The organism is Salmonella sp. SA15303 (assembly GCF_029962125.1).
Classification (GTDB): Bacteria; Pseudomonadota; Gammaproteobacteria; order Enterobacterales; family Enterobacteriaceae; genus Salmonella; species Salmonella enterica.
In genome coordinates this window covers 2629660-2648980 of sequence record NZ_CP123924.1, presented here as the reverse complement: position 1 = coordinate 2648980, position 19321 = coordinate 2629660, and the positions used below count along the sequence as shown (strand labels likewise).

The window sequence follows — 19321 nt, the reverse complement described above, 5'->3', positions numbered from 1 at the left end:
GCATGGGATGCCATGCCGGGCTGAATCAGAGGAAAGACTATGTTTGATCTTGAAAATGTTGTAGATAACCAGACCGCGGCTGAGGAACTCGAAGAAGTCGTTATGGGGCTTATCATCAATTCTGGTCAGGCGCGCAGCCTGGCATATGGCGCGCTCAGAAAAGCGAAAGAAGGCGATTTTGAGGCGGCGAAAGCGATGATGGACCAGTCGCGCATAGCGCTCAATGAAGCGCATCTTGTGCAGACAAAACTCATCGAAGGCGATCAGGGCGAAGGCAAAATGAAAGTCAGTCTGGTCCTGGTTCACGCTCAGGATCATTTGATGACATCAATGCTGGCTCGTGAACTGATCGCCGAGTTGATTGAGCTCCATGAGAAACTGAAATAACAGGGGGCGGATGATGCAGCTACAGGTTAACGCAACGGAAATCAAAACGGTTTATGAGCAGCAGCTCTTCAATGGCAAAAATTTCCATGTGTTTATCTATAACAAGACGGAAAGCGTCACCGGGCTGCATCAGCACGACTACTATGAATTTACCCTGGTATTAACCGGACGTTATTACCAGGAGATTAACGGGAAGCGTGTGCTGCTGGAACGTGGAGATTTTGTTTTTATCCCGGTGGGGTCGAATCACCAAAGTTTCTATGAGTTTGGCGCAACGCGTATTCTGAACGTAGGAATTAGTAAACGTTTTTTTGAACAGCATTATCTTCCGTTACTGCCGTTTTGTTTTGTGGCATCGCAGGTATACAGGGCGAATAGCACTTTCCTTACCTATATTGAAACGGTGATTGCGTCGTTGAATTTTCGCGGCAATGGGCTCGACGAATTTATCGAAGTGGTGACATTTTATATTATAAACCGCTTACGTCATTACCGCGAAGAGCAGGTTTATGATGATATTCCACAATGGCTGAAAGCAACCGTGGAGATAATGCATGATAAAACGCAGTTTGGCGAACATGCGCTGGAAAATATGGTGCGCCTGTCGGCAAAATCCCAGGAGTATCTGACGCGCGCCACCCGACGTTATTACAGCAAAACGCCGATGCAAATCATTAATGAGATTCGCATTAATTTTGCCAAGAAACAGTTGGAAATGACCAACTATTCGGTTACGGATATTGCTTATGAAGCCGGGTATAGCAGTCCAAGTCTGTTTATTAAAACGTTTAAGAAGATGACCTCATTTACGCCGAATAGTTATCGGAAGCGATTGACGGAAATTAATGAGTAACGGTTTGCATTGCTCGATTAATTACATTTCACGCTTGCCCCAATAGCGCGGGGAACGTCACGCTATTTCTTACGAGCGGGCATAGCGTAATACATATCAGTGTTATACACTGAAGGGAGATATTATGAGCCAGAAATTAAAAGTCGTCACTATTGGTGGCGGGAGCAGCTACACCCCTGAATTACTTGAAGGCTTTATTAAGCGCTACCATGAATTACCTGTCACCGAATTATGGCTGGTTGACGTTGAAGACGGGAAAGAGAAGCTGGGCATTATTTATGATCTCTGCCAGCGAATGATTGATAAAGCAGGCGTTCCGCTAAAATTGTATAAAACGCTGGATCGCCGGGAAGCGCTGAAAGGCGCTAATTTTGTCACTACCCAGCTACGCGTTGGTCAACTCAAAGCCCGTGAGCTGGACGAGCGTATCCCGCTTAGCCACGGCTATCTGGGGCAAGAAACCAACGGCGCTGGCGGTTTATTTAAAGGGTTGCGTACCATTCCGGTTATTTTTGACATCATTAAGGATGTTGAAGAATTATGTCCGAATGCGTGGGTCATTAACTTTACTAACCCGGCGGGGATGGTGACGGAAGCGGTTTATCGTCATACCAACTTTAAAAAATTCATCGGCGTATGTAATATTCCTGTCGGCATGAAAATGTTTATTCATGACGTGCTGGCGCTGAATGAGAATGACGATCTTTCCATTGACCTGTTTGGTCTAAACCATATGGTCTTTATTAAAGATGTGCTGGTGAATGGCACCTCACGGTTCGCAGAATTACTGGATGGCGTGGCGTCCGGTCAGTTGAAAGCGTCAACCGTAAAAAATATCTTTGATCTGCCGTTTAGTGAAGGATTGATTCGCTCGCTGAACATGCTGCCGTGCTCTTATTTGTTGTATTACTTCAAGCAAAAAGAGATGTTGGCGATTGAAATGGGCGAATATTACAAAGGCGGCGCGCGCGCTCAGGTCGTACAGAAAGTGGAGAAACAACTCTTCGACTTGTACAAAAATCCTGAGCTAAACGTGAAGCCGAAAGAGCTTGAGCAACGCGGCGGCGCTTATTATTCCGATGCCGCTTGTGAAGTCATTAACGCTATTTATAATGACAAGCAGACTGAGCATTACGTTAATATTCCACATCATGGGCATGTCGAGAATATCCCGGCGGACTGGGCGGTGGAAATGACCTGCATTCTGGGACGCAATGGCGCGACGCCGCACCCGCGTATCACCCGTTTTGACGAAAAAGTGCTGGGGCTTATCCACACTATTAAAGGATTTGAGGTCGCGGCCAGCAATGCGGCGCTGAGCGGAAACTTTAATGATGTTCTGCTGGCGCTTAACCTGAGTCCGCTGGTGCATTCCGACCGCGACGCAGAAGTCCTGGCGCGTGAACTCATTCTGGCGCATGAAAAATGGCTGCCTAATTTTGCCGCTTGCATCGAAGCGCTTAAAGGTAAGCACCACTGACAGAGGTAGGCTATGGAACGCGTGTTGATTGTGAATGCCGATGATTTTGGCCTGAGTAAAGGGCAAAATTACGGCATTGTTGAAGCATATCGCAACGGCGTTGTGACCTCCACGACGGCGCTGGTCAATGGCGAGGCTATTGACCATGCGGCGCAGCTTAGCCGCGAGCTGCCTGCGCTTGGGGTGGGAATGCATTTTGTTTTGACGTTAGGCAAACCGGTGTCAGAGATGCCGGGCCTGACGCGAGACGGCCTGTTGGGGAAATGGATCTGGCAAATGGCGGAGGAGGATACGCTTCCGCTGGATGAAATTGCGCATGAACTGGCGTGTCAGTATCAGCGTTTCATCGACGTATTTGGCAGCGAGCCAACGCATCTCGACAGTCACCATCATGTGCATATGTTCCCGCAAATTTTCCCCATCGTCGCCCGCTTTGCGGCGCAGCGCGGGATTGCGTTACGTATTGACCGCCAGACGGTGTTGAACGCCGACGATCTGCCGTCGGATTTGCGCAGCACTCAAGGATTTAGTAGTGAATTTTACGGCGAGGAGATCACCGAAGCGTGCTTTTTACGCATTCTGGATGCCTCGGCGCATCGAGGAGAGGCCTCGCTGGAGGTGATGTGTCATCCGGCGTTTGTGGACAACATTATTCGCCAGAGCGCCTATTGTTACCCCCGCTTAACTGAACTGGAGGTGTTGACGTCTGCGTCACTCAAGGCAGCGATTGCGGAACGTGGATATCGTCCTGGCAGTTTTCTTGATATTTAGCTCCTGAGTTTGCGGCGCAAGAATGCGCCGCATTTTTTGCTGTTTATGCAGGAATCGCGTTAATTTTCCCCGCACGCGACCAGACACGGTGTGCCGCCATCAGCGTCAGCAGAGTGTCCATAAAGTGGTGGTCAACGTTATCTGCCTCAACAAGTCCTTCTTCCCCCTGGCTATCAATGTTTAAAAGCGCCTTAAACCGTCGGGCGTCGCCTGCCAGTGCGATGGGCTTCAGATGTTTGTAGGCTTCCAGAAGGTAGTAACGGGCATCGCCGCAACTCTCGATATCGGCAATATTGCCGCACGGTACTATTACCGCATCGACCGTTAGCGACGGCGCGCCGGCAAAGGTTGCCGCAATCGTTAATGTTGAACCATCATCAGCCGTTACTTCACCCATCCGTGAATAGAGCAGTTTTGCGTGGACGCCTTTGGCTTTTAAAGCCTGCAAAATGGTCAACAGTTCGGCGGCGTTAACTTTGTCGTTCAGCAGAATAGCGACCACTCGGCCTTTAACATCGCCGTCCGGCACCGCATACAGGCTGAGCGCCGGATCTTTTTTCAGACCGTTGACATCAGGAGGCGGGGCAATTTGCGTTTGCTCATGGGTGAGTGCAAAACCGAGATTATGCGCGACGCCCTGAGCCAGCGTGACATCAATATGCGCTAACTGATCGACCACCCGCTCCCGAATATACGCGCGGGCGACTTTACCCAGTTCAAAGCTGAACGCGTCAATAATATGCTGCTGTTCTATCGGCGTCTGACTGAGCCAGAACAGGCGAGGATGCGAGTAATATTCACCGAAAGAGGGGCTGCGTTCGCGGATTTTATTGCCATCCACGCGTTCCTGGTATGATTCGAAGCCGCCGCGTTTTGGCGCTGGCGGCGTTTCGCGTGGCCAGTTGTCATTAATGGAGTTTGGTTCATAGTTCGCCGGATTGGTGTCGATATCCATCCGGTGCATACCGTCACGCTGGAAGTTATGGTAGGGGCAGGTAGGGCGGTTAATCGGAATTTCGTGGAAGTTTGGCCCGCCCAGACGACTGATTTGCGTGTCGGTATAAGAGAACAGACGCCCCTGTAACAGCGGATCGTTGGTAAAATCAATGCCGGGAACAATATGTCCTGGATGAAATGCCGCCTGTTCGTTTTCAGCGAAAAAGTTATCCGGATTACGGTTTAACACCATTTTGCCGACGCGTTGTACTGGCACCAACTCTTCCGGAATCAGTTTGGTCGGATCGAGCAGATCAAAATCGAATTTAAATTCATCCTCTTCGGCAATGAGTTGTAGGCCCAGCTCGTATTCCGGGAAATCGCCCGCTTCGATGGCCTCCCACAGATCCCGGCGGTGAAAATCCGGATCGCGACCGGTCAGTTTTTGTGACTCATCCCATACCAGCGAGGCTTTACCTGCCAACGGTTTCCAGTGGAAACGGACAAAGGTCGCTTTCCCTTGTGCATTGATCAGACGGAAGGTGTGAATGCCGAACCCTTCCATCGTCCGATAACTGCGTGGAATACCGCGATCCGACATTGCCCACATGACGTTGTGCAGCGTCTCAGGCTGTAAGGAAACATAGTCCCAGAAGGTGTCGTGCGCACTCTGCCCTTGCGGAATAGCCCAATGTGGTTCGGGCTTAACGGCGTGCACAAAATCCGGAAACTTATGCGCATCCTGGATAAAAAAGATCGGCGTGTTATTACCGACGAGATCGAAAATTCCCTCTTCGGTATAAAATTTGGTCGCAAAACCGCGGATATCACGTACGGTATCAGCAGACCCCGCGCCGCCCTGTACTGTCGAAAAGCGAACAAAGACCGGGGTAATTTTCTGTGGATCGCACAGAAACGCGGCTTTCGTGATGTCGCTCAGGTCTTTATATGGCTGGAAATAGCCGTGCGCTGCAGATCCGCGGGCGTGAACGATCCTCTCCGGGATGCGCTCATGGTCAAAGTGGGTAATTTTCTCGCGCAGGATAAAATCTTCCAACAGCGTAGGGCCGCGGCTGCCGGCGCGAAGAGAATTTTGATCGTCGGCGATGCGCACGCCCTGATTGGTGGTCAGCGCATAATTTTCGCTGCCTTTACGAAAGGCGTCGAGGGCAGTGAGCTTATCATTCGCGGTCTCGGGCGCTTTTAAGCTGCCGGGGGCCGTCGGTTGCGCGCCCGGCGGCGTCGTTTCTGGCGTGGGGCGATGTGAACCGTCTGACGGCGCCAGGGAGTCCAGGCCGGGCTGTGATTCACGGGTATCATGCACGGGGGACTGATGGGGGGATTTCTCATTATGCGACATTGAACTCGTCTCCTGCTTTCATCACTGAAATGGGCGTGGTAGTAGTCAAAATCACTCTAACTATAGAACATTTCAGCAATTATGCTGGGGGAGAGCGGAACGGCAGACAGGGTATAACAGGGAAATCGCACGCGCGGAACAGGACGTCGGGGGCGAAGATCGGCTAAAATAGTGTTTTTCTGATTTTTAGCCTTAGAGCCTATCCCAGTAGGCGTTATTGGCGCAGCCAGTTTGGACACGGACAGCGCGCAAAAACCGGAGCGTACACGTAGTACGTGAGGATTTTGAGCACTGCCCAGGACCAAAATGGCAAGTAAAATAGCCCTAATGGGATAGGCTCTTAGCCTCTTTTAGTGAAGCATTAATGATGAAACCTCTTCGCCAGCAAAATCGCCAGATTATTAGCTATATTCCGCGTGTTGAACCCGCGCCGCCGGAACATGCGATAAAAATGGATACGTTTCGCGACGTCTGGATACTGCGCGGTAAATATGTTGCCTTTGTTCTGACGGGGGAGTCATTTCAACGGTCGCCCGCCTTTAGCGTGCCAGAATCGGCGCAACGTTGGGCGAATCAGGTTCGCCAGGAAAACGAAATCGCTGACTAAGAAAAAACAAAACGCCGGTACTGGAGACCGGCGTTTTTAGTGACAGACATTTTGAGTTGCCGATCGTCATGTCTCAGACGATGTGAACGCCCGATAATGTATTATCGATGCGCCAGTTCAGCGTCTTCTTCGCTATCGAGAATGGTTTTATCGGTCTGCTTCAGCCACTGGCTGGTCAGCGTACCAGCGGTCATTGAGCCACTCACGTTCAGCGCGGTACGGCCCATATCAATCAACGGTTCGACGGAGATTAACAGCGCGACCAGCGTGACCGGTAAGCCCATGGCAGGCAGCACAATCAGCGCGGCGAAGGTCGCGCCGCCGCCAACGCCGGCAACACCCGCCGAACTTACAGTAACGATACCCACCAGCGTGGCTATCCATACGGGGTCTAAGGGGTTGATGCCGACCGTCGGCGCAACCATTACCGCCAACATCGCAGGATAAAGACCGGCACAACCGTTTTGGCCGATGGTCGCGCCAAAAGAGGCAGCAAAGCTGGCGATGGACTCCGGCACGCCCAGGCGGCGGGTTTGCGCTTCGACATTAAGTGGAATGGAGGCGGCGCTGGAGCGGCTGGTAAAGGCAAATGTCAGCACCGGCCACACCTTGCGGAAATATTTCAGCGGGCTAATCCCGTTCACGCCCAATAGTATGCCGTGAACCACAAACATTATCGCCAGACCAAGATATGACGCTACCACGAAGCTTCCAAGCTTAATAATGTCCTGCAGATTGGAGCCGGCAACCACTTTCGTCATCAGCGCCAGTACGCCGTAAGGCGTAAGTTGCATCACCAGACGCACCAGCTTCATCACCCAGCTTTGCAGGGTATCGATAGCAACAAGCACACGCTCGCCTTTTGGCGCATCATCTTTCAGCAGTTTAAGCGCGGCCACGCCCAGGAATGCGGCGAAAATCACCACGCTGATAATAGACGTAGGATTTGCGCCAGTCAGATCCGCAAACGGATTTTTCGGTACAAAAGACAGCACCAGTTGCGGCACGCTGAGATCGGCCACTTTGCCGACATAGCTCGTCTCAATGGCATTCAGACGCGCGGTTTCCGCGCCGCCCTGAACCAGACCTTCCGCCGTCAGTCCGAACAGATTGGTGACCAGCACGCCCACCAGCGCTGCGATAAGGGTAGTAAACAGCAGCGTGCCGATAGTCAGAAAACTGATTTTCCCCAATTGAGAGGCGTTATGCAGTCGTGCCACGGCGCTTAAAATAGAGGCGAATACCAGCGGCATCACAATCATTTGTAGCAATTGCACATAGCCGTTGCCGACAATATTGAACCACTGAATGGAGTCTTTTAACACCTGACTGTCAGCGCCATAAATGGTGTGCAGGGCCAGACCAAAGACCACGCCCATCACAAGGCCGACAAGCACTTTTTTAGCCAGACTCCACTGTTTATGACGGGCCTGCGCCAGTACAAACAGCAGAATGACGAACACCGCAATGTTCGCAATTAATGGAAAATTCATCCCCGTTCTCCTGATTTTTTTATTATGAAGCGCTGTGTTTTAGCGATTCTGTTCGCGCAAGATTAGCAGAACTGTGAGCTGGCTCTTATATTCAAATGGAATGGTTTATACCAAAAATGATTTTGGCGTTGATTTACTAATCAATCTGGTGATTTATAAAACGATTGAACTGCATTTGCAGGATAGTAATCATCTGCGAAGACCAGCGTATGACGTTGTTTTCCGGCATGGACTGTGGCATCCACACCGCCCAGGCAAACAACGCCATGCATAAAAATCGCTCCAGTTGATTGCCTTTGCGCGGCGCCAGAATAGGCAGGCGGAAACGCCAGCGGCACGGCCACAGTAAGGGAACGCCTGCGGGGGTGAGCATATCCGCGACGATATGGCTTAAATAGCCAAGTACCATGCCTTGCAGCGCATCCGCCGGGATAATCCACGTATCCGGTACCTTGAGATAAAAGGTCGCCAGTAGGGCAAAGACCGCCAGCAGACTATGGGTAAACCCCCGGTGACCGAACGCGCGGGCGATCGGTTTCGATACCCATTTCAGGCGCTGACCAAGAAAAGATTTGGGGTGGTCGATATCCGGCAGCAGACAGGTCAAAATAGCCGAAGGAATAATATGCCACCAGTCGCCGTGCGCAAGGACGGGCGTTAACTCGGCATTCTTGGCGAAAACCGCGCTGGCTATAGAAAAAAGAAGATGTCCTTCCGCCGTCATGATAAAACCCATTAAACTGTCAATTCATACAGTATAGGGTTTTTATACAGTAGGCGGAAGTGGTGACGTTGTAACTCTTTGTCTCTGTCAAAGCCGCTTGCCGTCTGGCTCAGCGGCTAATTGCCCGTTGACTTTGTTTCGGAAACATCTTAACCGAGTAGATGCGCCGCCGTCAGCTCTGTCAGTGAGTTAAGTTTGACATTCGCCAGCGCAAAGCGCGGATCAGGCTGGTTTTCTTCTGCTGGCACCACAATGGCGCGCATTCGCGCCGCCTTTGCCGCGATTAAACCATTCACCGAATCCTCCAGCGCCACGCAGGTTAATGGATCAACGCCTAATTTGGCCGCACAATCCAGATAGACCTGCGGGTGCGGTTTGCTGTAGGGCAATTTTTCTGCAGAAGCCAGCGCGTCAAAACTGTCGCGCAGTTCAAACATGGTGAGCACTTTTTCCAGCATATGCAGCGGCGATGCCGAGGCAAGCCCCACTAATAGCCCCTGCGCTTTACACAGCGCCACAGCTTCGCGCACACCCGGCAAAAGAGGGCGCGTCTCTTCGATAAGCGTAATCGCGCGGGCAATAACACGGTTTGTCACTTCCTGGCGATCGGGGCCGTTCCACGGTTGCTGCGCAAACCAGAGATCGACAACCATATCAATGCGTAGCCCAAGCGTGTCTGGCAGCTCATGGCGCCGAGTAATATCTACGCCTAAACTTGCCATCACGTCCAGTTCAGCGCGATCCCAGAGCGGTTCGGAATCGATCAGTAGTCCATCCATATCGAAAATTGCAGCAAGAATTTGACGTGGGGTTGACATCACAACCTCTCCTGTTGAGATTAAAAAATAACGAATTAAGCGTTCATTATGACCATGTTCTTAGTATATCGCCCTTAAAGATCAGGCGAAAACGGGAATCAACAGGTAGACTTAGGCCAAAACGACGCGTCTTTATCAAGGGGAACTCATGACGTATCAACAAGCTGGACGCATTGCAATCCTAAAAAGAGTTGTTGGGTGGGTTATTTTTATTCCGGCACTGCTTTCCACGCTCATCTCAGTCCTTAAATTTATGTATGCGCACAGTGAAAAGCAGGAGGGGATAAATGCGGTAATGCTGGATTTTACCCACGTAATGATAGACATGATGCGCGTGAATACGCCGTTTCTGAATGTTTTTTGGTACAACTCGCCGACGCCGAATTTTCAGGGAAGCCTGAATATCGGTTTCTGGCTCATTTTTATTCTGATTTTTGTCGGGCTGGCGATGCAGGATTCCGGCGCCAGAATGAGCCGCCAGTCACGTTTTTTGCGTGAAGGCGTGGAAGATCAGTTGATCCTGGAAAAAGCAAAAGGCGCGGAAGGGCTAACGCGTGAGCAGATAGAGTCACGTATCGTGGTGCCGCACCATACCATCTTTTTACAGTTTTTCCCGCTCTATATTTTGCCGGTCATTATTATCGTGCTCGGCTACTTTTTCTTTTCCTTGTTAGGCTTCATGTAAACTGAAAAATGCCGGATAGCCCGTATCCGGCATGGGCTGTACCTATACCGCAAGCAGCCGATCCATCGCTTTTTGCGCAGTAGCCAGGTGCTGACCGCCAAACAGCCTTGCCCGATTAAGCAGGGTGTAGAGCTGGTAAATCGGCTGCCTGTCGAGAAAATCCAGCGGTAGCGGCGAAACGGACTGATAGCCGTCATAAATCTGCGGTGGCTGATCGGTATGCAGCGGCAGCATCGCCAGATCGCATTCTCTGTCGCCCCAATAGCAGGCTGGATCGAAGATATAGGGGCCGTCAGGGCCAAGCGCGCAGTTCGCCGACCATAGATCGCCATGCAAAAGAGAAGGCTGCGGTTGATGCGACGCCAGACGTTGCTGAACATGTTCAACAATGGCGTCAATATTACCAAAAGTAATGCCTTTTTCCGCAGCGAGTTCAAGCTGCCAGCCAATGCGCTGTTCGGCGAAAAAAGTCGACCAACGGCGTTGCCAGGTATTCGGCTGCGGCGTGGTAGAGAGCGCGTTATCAAAATCGAGGCCGAATTGAGGTTGGTCGCTCCATTGGTGCAGGCGCGCCAGCTGTTGCCCAAGAATAAACGCATTATGGGCATCCAGCGGGCGGGGCGAGAGGTAGTCCATGACTAAAAAGCTGTAATCCCGATCCGAACCTACCGCCCATACCTTAGGCACAACAACGGTTTTACTGCGGGAGAGCAGCTCCAGCTGATCGGCTTCTGCGGTAAAACCGCGGAGCATTTCTCGTTCATCGCACTTCACGAAAAAATCATGGCCTGCATAACGTAAATGCCATGCGGCATGAACTTCTCCGCCTGGCAGTTCATTACGCAGTTCGATTTCGCCTTCACCGACTTGCTCGCTTAAAAGACGACTGATAGCTTGCCACATAATGTCTCTCCCCACGTTGTCTGCCAGATCATAAGGTTAGTGCAAAAATGCGGTTGAAAAATACGAACTAACGCACATCGCGGACGCGCCGCGGCGGGAATGGCACTTATTGTGCGTTTTTACTCCACGCCTCCCAGGTCGCCACGGTAATGTCGACATCCTTATCTAACGCGCTTTTCGCAAGTCCGGCGACAAGCGCTTTGATTTCATCAGCGCTCTGAGCGCTAACAAAGCCAAACGTATTGGTGCCGAGCTCATGCACATCCCCTTCATCGTCCGTTAATGTCAGCAAAAAACCGCTACGCGTCAGATGGTTATTGAGTTCGTTAATCTCGGTCAGGGAATCTTCATGGAAGGTTACGGTAATAACATAACGGGTAATATCGCCACTGGCCATCGTTCACCTCGTTGGGAGCAACTGTGTTTTTAACAGCGGCGGATGCGCCGCCCGTTAACCGATTTTCCGTTATCCCCCTCGGCGAGGGGGAAACGATTATTGTCTATGGAAAACCCCCAGCTAGGCTGGGGGTTCCGGAAAGCTTTCAGCTTTAAGCCAGTTATTAAAACCCCTTTTGATTTGTTAAAACATCTTGCGGTCTGGCAACTGCAAAAGTTCAACAAGAAATCAAAAGGGGGTCCCAATGGGGGACGAAAAGAGCTTAGCGCACACCCGATGGAACTGTAAATATCACATAGTTTTCGCGCCCAAATACCGAAGACAAGCGTTCTATGGAGAGAAGCGTAGGGCAGTAGGCAGCATATTAAGAAAATTGTGTGAATGGAAAAACGTACGAATTCTGGAAGCAGAATGTTGTGCAGATCATATTCACATGCTTCTGGAGATCCCGCCGAAGATGAGTGTGTCGAGTTTCATGGGATATCTGAAGGGTAAAAGTAGTCTGATGCTTTACGAGCAGTTTGGGGATCTAAAATTCAAATACAGGAACAGGGAGTTCTGGTGCAGAGGGTACTATGTCGATACGGTGGGTAAGAACACGGCGAAGATACAGGACTACATAAAGCACCAGCTTGAAGAGGATAAAATGGGTGAGCAATTATCGATCCCGTATCCGGGCAGCCCGTTTACGGGCCGTAAGTAACGAAGTTTGATGCAAATGTCAGATCGTATGCGCCTGTTAGGGCGCGGCTGGTAAGAGAGCCTTATAGGCGCATCTGAAAAACCTCCGGCTATGCCGGAGGATATTTATTGCGCGGAAAGATAGGCGTATATTTTTTGGGTATCGTCACGAGAACACAGACGCGTACCTTGATTGAGCGTAGCAGCGCTGCCTGCCGCCACACCGAAGCGCACCATCTCTTCCAGCGACGCGTCTTGCGCCAGTTTTAACGTCATCGCGCCTACCATACTGTCGCCTGCGCCAACAGTACTTTGACTTTTCACCGGGGGAGGAACAACCTGGATGCAATTCTCACTGTCTATGCCCAGCGCCCCTTGCGGCCCCAGAGAGACCACTACCCGGCGAGCCTTGCCGCTTTGCACTAATTCCTGGGCCGCTTTACGCACATCATCAGGCTGCGTCAGATCACGATTAACCAACGCGCTCAATTCTTTCAGGTTCGGTTTCACCAGTTCGATATCGCCAAGCGCCAGCGCGGCGGTGAGCGCGTCGCCAGAGCTATCAATAATGCAGCGAATGCCTTGCTTCTGCGCGGCGGAAATCAGTTGCGTGAGTTTCTCGACCTTAACGCCGGGCGGAAGGCTGCCGCTGATAACCAGAATTGCCCCGGATTCAATTTCCAGTACCTGTTCTTCAAGCTGGCGAAATTCGTCATCGTCCAGCGTGGCGCCGGGCATAACAAAACGATACTGTTCGCCGCTGGACTCGACGTGGACGTGCAGGTTCTGACGCGTCCAGTCCTTCGCATCGACGGTAGACACGGGGACATTTTCGTCAGCCAGTAGTGCGACAAGATGTTCGCCGGTAGCGCCGCCAGCCGGGAAAATGGCGGTCGCGGTGCCGCCAAGATGCGCAATGGCGCGAGCGACATTAATACCCCCGCCGCCGGGTTCGAATACCGGCGCGGAGCACCGCAGTTTACCTTCGGGATAAATTTGCGGCGTGATTGTTGCGCTATCGAGAGAGGGCGCAAGCGTCAACGTATAGATACGTACCATCGTTACCTCCTGTTAGGCTGATTTCAGTCTGGCACTTAATCCCCGGAAAGTGAAGGAATTAACAATATGATTTTCCGGATCTTTATTTAAAGAAGTGCGATGTAAAGTTATATAAATAAATGAATGCTTCGGGAGGGTTCTTATTCAAAAAATGAAATAGTAATTGATTGCTATGTTATTCGGGGCTTCTTATAATTCGCTACCTTTCCAGGGGCGTTTGTCATTGATCCCTATGAAAGTTTCCGGGACCGTCGTGGTCTCTTTTTTAGTTGTACGGACTCTATATAAATGAAGCTTTTGAAGGCAGTACCCGCTGTAGTTATGCTGGCGGGTGGCGTGTTCGCGTCTCTGTATGCCGCCGCCGATGATTCCGTTTTTACTGTCATGGATGATCCCTCCACCGCGAAAAAACCTTTTGAAGGTAATCTGAATGCGGGCTACCTTGCTCAGTCAGGCAATACTAAAAGCTCTTCCTTAACGGCTGACACGGCGATGACCTGGTATGGACAACGTACCGCCTGGTCATTATGGGGCAATGCCAGCAATACCTCCTCTAATGATGAACGCTCTTCAGAAAAATATGCGGTAGGCGCACGTAACCGTTTTAATATGACGGATTATGATTATACCTTTGGCCAGGCCAGTTGGCTGACAGACCGTTTCAACGGTTATCGTCAGCGCGACGTACTGACCGCCGGTTACGGGCGGCAGTTCCTTAATGGTCCAGTGCACAGCTTCCGTTTTGAATTCGGTCCTGGGGTTCGCTATGACGAACATACGGACGATACCACTGAAACGCAGCCGTTGGGTTATGCTTCCGGCAGCTATGCCTGGCAGTTAACTGACAATGCTAAGTTTACACAGGGGGTGTCAGTATTTGGCGCAGAAGACACCACACTAAATTCGGAAACAGCCCTCAATGTCGCCATTAACGAACATTTTGGTCTAAAGGTGGGGTATAATTTAACGTGGAACTCGCAGCCGCCTGAATCTGCGCCTGAACATACCGATCGTCGCACTACGGTAACGCTGGGCTATAAGATGTAATATTGTACCGGGTTACGTTACGTAACCCGGTTATTCCGTGGTGACGCCTCAGAAGAAGAAGGTGATGTCTCCGTTGATATAAGAATAGTCGTCTCCGGTGCGAAATTCCGACGTGACTTTGTTTAAAGAAAGAGAAAATGCGACGGGAGAATAGCCGATGGTGGCACCGACGCGATATTCATCCACGGTTTTATTAATATCCACCGTTTCCATTTTTGTTTGCAGCGTTTTCCCCTGTAACGTGTAGTTTTTATCAACTTCCCTGCGCTCAACGCCAGCAAATACTTTATAGATCAATCCCTCTTTTTGAGTGTGTATTAACCCTCGGCGGGACAGTAACCCAAACCCATTATCAGAGTTGAAGGTCTTATCATTTCCCAGCGCAACGGTTGCGCCGTACCCCAAATACTGGAAGAGATTGCCGCCGACAGCAGATACTTCTGGATAGAAGCCCACATTGACGCCCAGAATATCAATAGCTGGCGTAAGGGACACCATTCCTTTTGCCGTGTAACCATAACGGTTTTCAATTTGATCCTGCCAGGCAGGGTATTTTTCTGCGCCTATTATTCGATGCGCCCGATTCTGAACCTCCTGACCGCCTGCGTCAGGACCAATAACGCCAATATCGGTACCTAAACGATAACGTAACCAATTGGTGGCTAATGAATTCCACTCCAGTCCGGTATGAAGAAAGGCGCTGAACGCGCGGTCGCCTTTGACGGCTTCAGGCTTTCTCTTATTGGCGCCTGATGGAGAATAAATATCTTGCGCGATATGAAAAGAGAGTTGACTGGCGTCAGTGAGATCGTGGCTGTAGCCTAAAAAGAGCCCGGCAGTATAATCACCCCGGTCTGCAGCCGGGTGCCCATAAAGGGCATTTAAGGATGGTTGAAATATACCTGCATCATCATTCGCCACTGAAATAGCAAGGCTACTGGCATTGGCCATTGTGGTCGTACTGAGTATGGCGGCAATCATCGTTGCGCAATAGCTGTATTTGTTCACTTTTTACCCCTGAATATGAAAGTGAATACTCTTATTTTTACAAAGTAATAAGCACAGCAGCATGATGCGCAGTGCCTATTAAACCTTTAAATATAACTAAACTCCTGCCAGCAGCGAGTCATTGAGAGGATACGTTGCCTTAATGTTGAAAAATGGTGTTGAAAAACATGCGTCAGATATTATTGAATATCCATTTTTCATTCGCTATCTGAGTGCGAGAAATTATTGGCTTCACGATTATGCATATAATACGATGTTTTTTGGTATCAATATGAATATCACGTTGTATTCTTTTGAGCTCATTTTCTATGATGGCTTCGATGTTTATCTGTTATTAATTTTTACCGTGATAGTGTTGTCTTTAATGATGAGAATATCTAACGGCTGTCAGGGTAATATAACCAAATTATTGCTATCTGAATTATTAGGGCAGTTATTATTAAGGAAGAAAAAGTGAACAAGACCATTAATTTGCTAAAATTACTGCCCGTAGTATTATTAAGCGCATGTACTACATCGTATCCTCCCCAGGATACAACATCGGCACCCGAGTTACCCCATCGTAACGTACTCGTTCAGCAACCTGATAACTGTAGCGTTGGCTGTCCTCAAGGAGGAAGCCAACAAACAATCTATCGCCATGTCTATACGCTCAATAATAATAGCGTCACGAAATTTGCCAACTGGGTTGCCTATAGCGTGACAAAAACCAGCCAGGCAAGCGGTCGCCCGCGGAACTGGGCGCAGGACCCCGATTTACCGCCCTCGGATACGTTGGCCCCTTCCGCCTATAAAAATGCCCATACGCTATTAAAAGTCGACAGGGGGCACCAGGCGCCGTTGGCAGGATTGGGCGGCGTATCGGACTGGCCGTCGTTAAATTATTTATCGAATATTACGCCGCAGAAATCCGCCCTGAATCAGGGAGCATGGGCTGCACTGGAAAACCGGGTGCGCGAACTTGCCAAACAGGCTGATGTATCTGTAGTGCACGTAGTGACCGGCCCCCTTTTTGAGCGGCATATCGCCACATTGCCAGAAGATGCGACGGTAGAAATTCCCAGCGGGTACTGGAAGGTTTTATTCACCGGAATGGCGCCGTCAAAAAGTGAAGGAAATTACGCTGCATTTATTATGGATCAGAATACGCCCCGTTCGGCGAATTTTTGCGACTATCAGGTTACCGTGGAGGCTATCGAACATAAAGCGAAGCCAGTGCTGACGCTGTGGTCTGCTTTGCCTGAAGCGGTAGCCAGCGAGGTGAAAACGACAAAGGGGAGTCTGGCGCAGAAGTTAGGTTGTCGATGAGAAGCGCTATACGGCGCGTAGAAAGATAACGGAGAAACCCTGTCAAGGGTCTTGATTTGCTATAGAGTGATGCAATCTCCCTTTTTTTAGTGTTACCATCATCATGCCGGACGAAGATAGCGATTTTCGTCTGTGTCGAAGGTTGTGCGCCAATTTAGCAATGGTTGGCTAGATGGATACACAACTCACTGTCAATAAATTCATTTTCTCTTTGTATGTGATCTTGCGTAATAAGTACAATCCTTCATTCACATCCATTCTCGTTCGTTTAAACCTGTTTCACCAGTTCCGCGTCATTACTGGTAATAGCGGATATATATGTTTCATACCGTTTTACATTGATCCCTTTCGCGCCGTAAGATGTACGTACCTAATCTAACTTAAGCAGGGAACTGTCATTCATAACACAGAGTTTATTGGTATCAATGGTAGATTATATTACGGTGACAATCTCGGGATGATCCGCATATGAGTAGATGTGGATTAGGGCGGAGTAGCGGCAGGACTAATAATAACCGGCGGCGAGAAATACATAATTGAGGGGCTATTCATAAATCATCATCTAGAAACGCAAGCACTATCATGAATATATCATAAGTAATTTACGTTGGTAATGATGGCTCAGCAAACCCAACAAGCTTTACAGGAACAATTTTTACGCTTCAGAGCCAAATAAAACGGCGGCATTGCCGCCGTATAACTTATTTATTGTTTCTTAGTAAAACGAATCTTATATGCTCTGAAAAAACAAAGGAAGATGCAATGTATACCATAAAAGCAATCATCAAATGCTCAGGGAACAACCATCCCATGCTAACAGGAATCACACTTATTCCAATGCAAAATAGGAACATTATGAAATAATGCGCTGACTTTGTTTCCTGAGTTTTATTGGAGAAATACTTAGCTAGGACGCCTTTAAATACTCCAGATATAACTAACCAAACTGGTGTAAAAAGCCCGAAATCTGCGTATAGTTCACCATACCCGAAAGCAGGAGCGCCCTGATTTCTGTAGAATGCATCAGGGAAAAATACTTTTGCCAGATACAATGCGCCAAAATCTTCAGGCTTATCAGGCCAAATAGCCCTCGGAATCCTCGAGTAAACCTCGCTTTCCATTAGTAATTTTCCGTACATAAAGTCAAAGTTTGAGGAAGCAACAAGAACAGCATTACGGGTATAATCCGAGTAATTCGCCATATTTTCTATCGGATTCCCATCAGTAAACGTATATGCAAAGAATGCCGTTACAATGACTGCTATAACAGCAAACGATTTTACCAGGAACATAAATTTAATTTTTTTATTTTCAATATATGAAAGGTAAAGGATGAATGCTATAAATATACTAAATATTGGTCCTTTGTTACCATGCAAGAAAATAAGTATACAGTTAAATAAAACTATGGAAATACAAAATAACTTTGATTTTTTGTATGTAAAGAACGCGCAAATAGAAGCGACAAGAGAAAACATTAATGAAGGATAGAAGTATATACCATACCCTGTTCTGGTTAATTCGTATATTCTTCTTGGGCTAAGTATATACTCTCTGAACTCCATCAACACTGGAAGGTAAATGATAAAAGCAAGGAAGGTGAATAACAATGAAGTAAACACATACCTTGGTTTATTTTTCGTGTTTGATTTGTTGTATATGGGTTTTCTTTGTGTGTAAAGATAAGAAATAACAAATGATGCTATGTATGTTATATAGCAAGTATAGAAAAACAAATATTCCACTGTATAATTCTGCACCTCTGAGAGGTATACAAATATACCTTCAAACACGTACAGTGTAGGGACTGTTATTATCAGGTATGGGACCATTACATTTATTATTTTCCCCTCAATTCTTACGGAAAGAGTATAGAGATAAACTATAAATAATAAGCATAATGCAATGTATGAAATTATAAGCATATAGAGCCTTTAGAAAAAATGCTTAGTATTAAAAATATTACCATCAGGCAAATAAGGTGTGGTACGGAAAATCTTCTGGCAAGATATTCTGAATCTGGTAGTCTATAATCATTACTCATCACTATCTTCCCGATATCAAAACCGTGTTATTGACATATTAACACTCATTAACACTCCTATCTACTGCGCCTCCGATAGCATGAAGCTATCAAGCATTTGCAGCACAAACATCAAACAATGTAAATGCTTTTGATAATTACACATGATTGTTACTGTGTTTATATACAGTGGCATTCGAAGATTCATCATGAGGTTCCCGAGTCCTGTAAAAGACTATACAGAGAAAGAGCTATCACTCGACGAGTAATTCATCTCACATCGTGCCGCGACATACTTCAAGCAACACAGACGAATTACAAGTACGGCATCATAAGTGAGACGTTGCTAGTTATAGAAGCTTCATAGCAGCATGTAATGGCTCTTTGCTGGTATGTGCTTTGGAAAGTGGGTTTCGTATTGTGCGTTATCGCATGCTGCCAGGTCCCCATCTGGAGAATATAGATAGCGGTCGTCGTGAAAAGCTATCTGATGTGAATGCCTCATACGGTGGCAGTAAGCCGAGACTCAGAGTGACCATGTACATCATTAACGATACGCGTGCCGGGTAGTGTGTTGGGATTCAGGTTCTGTAGAACAGAAAGATGCAATCTCCCTTTTTTTAGTGTTACCATCATCATGCCGGACGAAAATAGCGATTTTCGTCTGTGTCGAAGGTTGTGCGCCAATTTAGCAATGGTTGGCTAGATGGATACACAACTCACTGTCAATAAATTCATTTTCTCTTTGTATGTGATCTTGCGTATGGGTCACCACTGCAAA

Annotated in this window: 20 protein-coding genes; 11 read left to right on the top strand and 9 right to left on the bottom strand. The window is 48.6% G+C overall.

The features are described 5' to 3' along the window. The first annotated feature begins 39 nt into the window (after positions 1 to 39). The 4 genes from chbA (at position 40) to chbG (ending at position 3491) form a co-directional block, all read left to right on the top strand. Positions 40 to 387 (top strand): PTS N,N'-diacetylchitobiose transporter subunit IIA, encoded by a 348-nt coding sequence (chbA, locus tag QEN31_RS13000; RefSeq protein WP_000459883.1) that lies wholly within the window; start codon positions 40 to 42, stop codon positions 385 to 387. 10 nt (positions 388 to 397) lie between these two features. Beyond that, on the top strand, positions 398 to 1240 hold the full coding sequence (gene chbR / locus QEN31_RS12995) for a transcriptional regulator ChbR (RefSeq protein WP_000983393.1): 843 nt from the start codon (positions 398 to 400) through the stop codon (positions 1238 to 1240). Positions 1241 to 1364: 124 nt separating this feature from the next. Next, the gene (locus QEN31_RS12990; protein ID WP_000078785.1) at positions 1365 to 2720 is read left to right on the top strand and encodes a 6-phospho-beta-glucosidase; all 1356 of its coding nucleotides are present in this window, start codon (positions 1365 to 1367) and stop codon (positions 2718 to 2720) included. Between the two features lie 12 nt (positions 2721 to 2732). After that, positions 2733 to 3491 (top strand): chitin disaccharide deacetylase, encoded by a 759-nt coding sequence (gene chbG, locus QEN31_RS12985; RefSeq protein WP_000442738.1) that lies wholly within the window; start codon positions 2733 to 2735, stop codon positions 3489 to 3491. A 43-nt stretch (positions 3492 to 3534) separates the two neighbouring features. On the opposite strand, the gene katE is transcribed toward chbG, so the two are convergent. Further along, entirely contained in the window at positions 3535 to 5787 is a 2253-nt protein-coding gene (gene katE, locus QEN31_RS12980; protein WP_000019119.1) for a catalase HPII, read from the bottom strand. A 364-nt stretch (positions 5788 to 6151) separates the two neighbouring features. Here katE and cedA point away from each other — a divergent pair, with 364 nt between their 5' ends. Further along, the gene (gene cedA, locus QEN31_RS12975; RefSeq protein ID WP_000977510.1) at positions 6152 to 6394 is read left to right on the top strand and encodes a cell division activator CedA; all 243 of its coding nucleotides are present in this window, start codon (positions 6152 to 6154) and stop codon (positions 6392 to 6394) included. Positions 6395 to 6495: 101 nt separating this feature from the next. On the opposite strand, the gene tcyP is transcribed toward cedA, so the two are convergent. The 3 genes from tcyP to hxpB form a co-directional block, all read right to left on the bottom strand. After that, the gene (tcyP, locus tag QEN31_RS12970) at positions 6496 to 7887 is read right to left on the bottom strand and encodes a cystine/sulfocysteine:cation symporter (protein WP_001010662.1); all 1392 of its coding nucleotides are present in this window, start codon (positions 7885 to 7887) and stop codon (positions 6496 to 6498) included. 136 nt (positions 7888 to 8023) lie between these two features. Further along, entirely contained in the window at positions 8024 to 8623 is a 600-nt protein-coding gene (locus QEN31_RS12965) for a metal-dependent hydrolase (RefSeq protein WP_000505804.1), read from the bottom strand. A gap of 137 nt (positions 8624 to 8760) precedes the next feature. Beyond that, positions 8761 to 9429, bottom strand: a complete 669-nt coding sequence (gene hxpB / locus QEN31_RS12960; protein WP_000106848.1) for a hexitol phosphatase HxpB — start codon at positions 9427 to 9429, stop codon at positions 8761 to 8763. A 148-nt stretch (positions 9430 to 9577) separates the two neighbouring features. On the opposite strand from hxpB, the gene QEN31_RS12955 reads away from it, so the two are divergent. Further along, on the top strand, positions 9578 to 10114 hold the full coding sequence (locus QEN31_RS12955) for a YniB family protein (RefSeq protein WP_000222158.1): 537 nt from the start codon (positions 9578 to 9580) through the stop codon (positions 10112 to 10114). Positions 10115 to 10156: 42 nt separating this feature from the next. Here the strand turns inward: QEN31_RS12955 and QEN31_RS12950 are convergent, their stop codons facing one another. Continuing rightward, positions 10157 to 11017 (bottom strand): fructosamine kinase family protein, encoded by an 861-nt coding sequence (locus tag QEN31_RS12950; RefSeq protein ID WP_000267686.1) that lies wholly within the window; start codon positions 11015 to 11017, stop codon positions 10157 to 10159. A gap of 106 nt (positions 11018 to 11123) precedes the next feature. Next, positions 11124 to 11414: a type V toxin-antitoxin system endoribonuclease antitoxin GhoS gene (gene ghoS, locus QEN31_RS12945; protein WP_000146127.1), complete on the bottom strand. Its 291-nt coding sequence runs from the start codon at positions 11412 to 11414 to the stop codon at positions 11124 to 11126. A 244-nt stretch (positions 11415 to 11658) separates the two neighbouring features. Between ghoS and tnpA the strand changes: the two genes are divergently transcribed. Further along, entirely contained in the window at positions 11659 to 12117 is a 459-nt protein-coding gene (gene tnpA, locus QEN31_RS12940) for an IS200/IS605-like element IS200F family transposase (protein ID WP_000502119.1), read from the top strand. Positions 12118 to 12221: 104 nt separating this feature from the next. On the opposite strand, the gene pfkB is transcribed toward tnpA, so the two are convergent. Beyond that, a complete protein-coding gene (gene pfkB / locus QEN31_RS12935; protein WP_000251707.1) occupies positions 12222 to 13154 on the bottom strand; it encodes a 6-phosphofructokinase II in 933 nt (310 codons plus the stop codon). Between the two features lie 288 nt (positions 13155 to 13442). Here pfkB and QEN31_RS12930 point away from each other — a divergent pair, with 288 nt between their 5' ends. After that, positions 13443 to 14201 (top strand): DUF481 domain-containing protein, encoded by a 759-nt coding sequence (locus tag QEN31_RS12930; RefSeq protein ID WP_000770981.1) that lies wholly within the window; start codon positions 13443 to 13445, stop codon positions 14199 to 14201. A gap of 48 nt (positions 14202 to 14249) precedes the next feature. Here QEN31_RS12930 and QEN31_RS12925 read toward each other — a convergent pair whose 3' ends face one another. Next, positions 14250 to 15209, bottom strand: a complete 960-nt coding sequence (locus QEN31_RS12925; RefSeq protein WP_001046438.1) for a lipid A deacylase LpxR family protein — start codon at positions 15207 to 15209, stop codon at positions 14250 to 14252. Between the two features lie 142 nt (positions 15210 to 15351). Between QEN31_RS12925 and QEN31_RS12920 the strand changes: the two genes are divergently transcribed. From QEN31_RS12920 to QEN31_RS12910, 3 genes are all read left to right on the top strand, one after another. After that, positions 15352 to 15666 (top strand): membrane protein, encoded by a 315-nt coding sequence (locus QEN31_RS12920; protein WP_000916602.1) that lies wholly within the window; start codon positions 15352 to 15354, stop codon positions 15664 to 15666. Continuing rightward, on the top strand, positions 15663 to 16517 hold the full coding sequence (locus tag QEN31_RS12915; RefSeq protein WP_001044098.1) for a DNA/RNA non-specific endonuclease: 855 nt from the start codon (positions 15663 to 15665) through the stop codon (positions 16515 to 16517). Before QEN31_RS12920 ends, QEN31_RS12915 begins: the two co-directional genes overlap by 4 nt. 172 nt (positions 16518 to 16689) lie before the next feature. Next, on the top strand, positions 16690 to 16896 hold the full coding sequence (locus QEN31_RS12910; RefSeq protein ID WP_011233063.1) for a hypothetical protein: 207 nt from the start codon (positions 16690 to 16692) through the stop codon (positions 16894 to 16896). Positions 16897 to 17218: 322 nt separating this feature from the next. Here QEN31_RS12910 and rfc read toward each other — a convergent pair whose 3' ends face one another. After that, positions 17219 to 18442 carry an O-antigen polymerase Rfc gene (gene rfc, locus QEN31_RS12905; protein WP_000905563.1) on the bottom strand — a complete coding sequence of 408 codons (1224 nt, stop codon included), beginning with the start codon at positions 18440 to 18442 and terminating at the stop codon, positions 17219 to 17221. Positions 18443 to 19321 lie beyond the last annotated feature (879 nt).

Excerpts from the sequence above, each read along its gene's own strand:
- chbA (WP_000459883.1), top strand. The coding sequence starts at position 40 with ATGTTTGATCTTGAAAATGTTGTAGATAACCAGACCGCGGCTGAGGAA.
- chbR (WP_000983393.1), top strand. The coding sequence starts at position 398 with ATGATGCAGCTACAGGTTAACGCAACGGAAATCAAAACGGTTTATGAG.
- QEN31_RS12990 (WP_000078785.1), top strand. The coding sequence starts at position 1,365 with ATGAGCCAGAAATTAAAAGTCGTCACTATTGGTGGCGGGAGCAGCTAC.
- chbG (WP_000442738.1), top strand. The coding sequence starts at position 2,733 with ATGGAACGCGTGTTGATTGTGAATGCCGATGATTTTGGCCTGAGTAAA.
- katE (WP_000019119.1), bottom strand. The coding sequence starts at position 5,787 with ATGTCGCATAATGAGAAATCCCCCCATCAGTCCCCCGTGCATGATACC.
- cedA (WP_000977510.1), top strand. The coding sequence starts at position 6,152 with ATGATGAAACCTCTTCGCCAGCAAAATCGCCAGATTATTAGCTATATT.
- tcyP (WP_001010662.1), bottom strand. The coding sequence starts at position 7,887 with ATGAATTTTCCATTAATTGCGAACATTGCGGTGTTCGTCATTCTGCTG.
- QEN31_RS12965 (WP_000505804.1), bottom strand. The coding sequence starts at position 8,623 with ATGGGTTTTATCATGACGGCGGAAGGACATCTTCTTTTTTCTATAGCC.
- hxpB (WP_000106848.1), bottom strand. The coding sequence starts at position 9,429 with ATGTCAACCCCACGTCAAATTCTTGCTGCAATTTTCGATATGGATGGA.
- QEN31_RS12955 (WP_000222158.1), top strand. The coding sequence starts at position 9,578 with ATGACGTATCAACAAGCTGGACGCATTGCAATCCTAAAAAGAGTTGTT.
- QEN31_RS12950 (WP_000267686.1), bottom strand. The coding sequence starts at position 11,017 with ATGTGGCAAGCTATCAGTCGTCTTTTAAGCGAGCAAGTCGGTGAAGGC.
- ghoS (WP_000146127.1), bottom strand. The coding sequence starts at position 11,414 with ATGGCCAGTGGCGATATTACCCGTTATGTTATTACCGTAACCTTCCAT.
- tnpA (WP_000502119.1), top strand. The coding sequence starts at position 11,659 with ATGGGGGACGAAAAGAGCTTAGCGCACACCCGATGGAACTGTAAATAT.
- pfkB (WP_000251707.1), bottom strand. The coding sequence starts at position 13,154 with ATGGTACGTATCTATACGTTGACGCTTGCGCCCTCTCTCGATAGCGCA.
- QEN31_RS12930 (WP_000770981.1), top strand. The coding sequence starts at position 13,443 with ATGAAGCTTTTGAAGGCAGTACCCGCTGTAGTTATGCTGGCGGGTGGC.
- QEN31_RS12920 (WP_000916602.1), top strand. The coding sequence starts at position 15,352 with ATGTTGAAAAATGGTGTTGAAAAACATGCGTCAGATATTATTGAATAT.
- QEN31_RS12910 (WP_011233063.1), top strand. The coding sequence starts at position 16,690 with ATGGATACACAACTCACTGTCAATAAATTCATTTTCTCTTTGTATGTG.
- rfc (WP_000905563.1), bottom strand. The coding sequence starts at position 18,442 with ATGCTTATAATTTCATACATTGCATTATGCTTATTATTTATAGTTTAT.